We start from the raw sequence: 2771 nt of genomic DNA, 5'->3' as shown, positions 1-2771 counted from the left end.
GGGGTGGCTCGAGGGCGGTCCAGGCATCATAGGCGATGGTGGCGGCGAGGACCGGCGGCAGGGTGCGGGTATCGGCGACCGCTTGGCGCCAGTTACTGGGGCGGTCGGTCTCGCCCCAGGCTGGGTCGTTGACGAGGGGGGATTTCTCCCTCACCGCCCCGGTGTCGGCGAGGAGGCGGCTGGAATGGGCAATCAGGGCATCGATCCCGGCGAGCTCGGCTGCAAAGGCGTCGTCGACGCCCTCGAAATCCCTCTCGCCGTCGGCGGCGTCGACGGGTGGCGTGGCTGGCACCGGGCTCGCGTCCTGATCCGTGGCCCCGTCCGGATCCTCGGACAGAGCGACGAGGCCGGTGGGGCTGGTGGCCCATCCGGGGTCGGCGGCGGCGATGCGGCGGCGGGTGCGCAGGACGGCGTGGGCGCGAGTGAGTTCCTGCGAGGGGGCGTGCCGGTCACGGCCGGCGTCGTGGAGGACGGGATCCTCGAGGAGCACGAGGTCGCCTTGGAGGGCGAGGCTGGCGCAGGCGTCGGCGAAGGCGGTGCGGGCGCACCAGCCGTCGCGGATGGGGCTGGTGGCGAGGAGCTGGTCGAGACGAGCGAGGGCGTCCTCGGCGGCGGCCAGCGGCATGGCGAGGGCAGCCCATGGAAGCGGCTCGGGTATGCGGTAAATCATTGGGATACTTGTAGCGATCCGTCATAATGGAAGCGAGAGTGCTTTTCGCTTCGCGCACCTGTACGAGTGCAGAAGCGACGTTCTAACCATTGATAATTTTCCCTTATCGGTGGTGATGAACGCGGACTCGGAAATCGGCTTGGATGCGGTCCAGCTCCCTGCTGAAGCCCGCCTGCGATGTCCGATCCCACCTCTGTGCTCCTCCCGGGCTGGCGATCTCAGAGGGATAGGCCGTGGCGCATCACGGTTGCGCACGGCGGCCGCGCCGCTCCTTGAGCGTCATCCAGCCTTCCGCTGCCAGCAGCGGGTTAGGGAGCGGCTCGCTACGTATACCGAAGCGGTGGAGGCCGTAGGTACGACGCCAGCTCTCCGATGCTCGAGCGAGCTAACGGGGGTGGCTACCAGCAGTCGTAGTAGCAGTAGGCTGCTTCCCATCTTGCTGGGCTGGGCAGGCAGCGCTGTCGCATCAAACTGTCGAGGACCGGACGATTAGAAGCCCGCTAGCGCTCAGGTGCTTCGCCCAGCAGGTCTGATGTCGGTCGTCTGGCACCCCTTGTTATCGGGATCTTAGTCGTTTATAGCCAAAATCCGCTATAAACGACTAAGATCCCGATATGGACCCCGTTCGCAATCCTTATGCTCCCGGCGCGGGCTCCCCACCGCCGGAACTCGCCGGCCGCTCCGATGTGCTCACGGCTGGCACTACCGCCTTGCAGCGAGTGGCACTCGGCCGCGCGACGCAAAGCCTGATCCTGGTGGGCCTACGCGGCGTCGGCAAGACGGTGCTGCTCAACCGCCTAAACGAGGCTGCGGACGAACATAAGTTCAAGAGCGCCTTTATCGAAGCTCACGAAGGCAAGCGGCTGCCTGAGCTGATCGCGCCGTCCCTTCGCACGATCTTGTTCAGCCTGAGTACCATTGAGAACTCCAAGGAGCTGGCCCGGCGTGGCCTACGCGGACTCAAGGGCTTCCTTTCGGGGCTCAACCTCTCAGTGGGGGGTGACGAAGGCCTAAGCCTCGGTGTCGATGCCGAGGCTGGTCTTGCTGACAGCGGCAGCATCGAGGCCGATCTCCCTGAGTTGATCCTGGCGATTGCTGAAGCCGCGAAGGCGGCCGGCAAGCCCGTGGCGATCTTTCTCGACGAGCTCCAGTATCTAGAAGAGCGCGAGTTCAGCGCGCTGATCATGGCAGTGCACCGTGTCAACCAGCGCAGCCTGCCATTGATCCTCGTCGGTGCGGGCCTGCCACAGATCAGGGGTCTTGCGGGTAATTCGAAGTCTTACGCTGAACGGCTGTTCCGCTACCCCGAAATCGGTGCACTCTCGCATGACGATGCAGTGGCAGCTATTGTCCGACCGGCGGCCGATGAAGGGGTCAGCTTCAGCGATGAGGCGGTCGAGCGGGTAATCGCGGATACTGAGAAGTACCCCTACTTCTTGCAGCAGTGGGGCTATGAGGCCTGGAATGCGGCTGAAAGCGAGCACATCGATCTTGATGTGATAGTGCGTGCCAGCGTAGAGGCTGTGCGAGAGCTAGACCAGCGTTTCTTCCGCGTTCGGCTCGACCGCTGCACACCGTCAGAGAAGCGCTACATGCGAGCGCTTGCAGAGATGGGACGCGGCAAGCACCGCTCCGGCGATGTCGCGGACAAACTAGGCCTTAAGGTGACATCCGCAGCGCCGACGCGCTCGGCCCTAATCAGGAAGGGCATGATCTACTCACCAGCTCACGGCGACACGGCATTTACGGTACCCTTGTTCGATACCTACATGCGGCGGGAGATGCCGGTACTGCCCGGAGCCGCCGAAGAGGAAGCAGAGTAGGCTCATCACCCTCCTGTTATGGAGACCGTCTGCTAATGGCGTGTCTCGCAACCGGCCGAAGCGCAATGTCGAAGGCTGTCTGCGGAGATGTGAGCGGGCCTCCCGGGCGAGGCATTCTGCGACCGAACATCTAGCCCGTCTTCTGGTACCTGCGCTACGTCCTGCTGATAATACCCTCACGCCTTCGCCTCGACACGACGATGTGAAGGCGTCTGGCGCATCAGCTCCGGCGCCCGTTCGAGCTTGCCTTGCACCTTCGAACGAGTCCGTTCGAGGGC

The 2771-nt window shown here is 64.1% G+C and carries 2 protein-coding genes; one reads left to right on the top strand and one right to left on the bottom strand.

Annotated features, from left to right (window positions below; all coding sequences use genetic code 11):
- Nucleotides 1–625 (bottom strand): DUF1612 domain-containing protein (locus A5481_RS35800; protein WP_156655698.1); only part of this gene is annotated, 625 nt, incomplete at its 3' end.
- Nucleotides 626–1284: 659 nt separating this feature from the next.
- On the opposite strand from A5481_RS35800, the gene A5481_RS31910 reads away from it, so the two are divergent.
- Nucleotides 1285–2493, top strand: coding sequence for an ATP-binding protein (locus tag A5481_RS31910; protein ID WP_082984989.1), 1209 nt, complete (start codon nt 1285–1287; stop codon nt 2491–2493).
- The last annotated feature ends 278 nt before the right edge of the window (nt 2494–2771 follow it).

The sequence above is a fragment of the Methylobacterium platani genome (assembly GCF_001653715.1).
Taxonomy (GTDB): domain Bacteria; phylum Pseudomonadota; class Alphaproteobacteria; order Rhizobiales; family Beijerinckiaceae; genus Methylobacterium; species Methylobacterium platani.
This window is presented reverse-complemented; position numbering and strand designations above follow the sequence as displayed.

Excerpts from the sequence above, each read along its gene's own strand:
- A5481_RS31910 (WP_082984989.1), top strand. The coding sequence starts at position 1,285 with ATGGACCCCGTTCGCAATCCTTATGCTCCCGGCGCGGGCTCCCCACCG.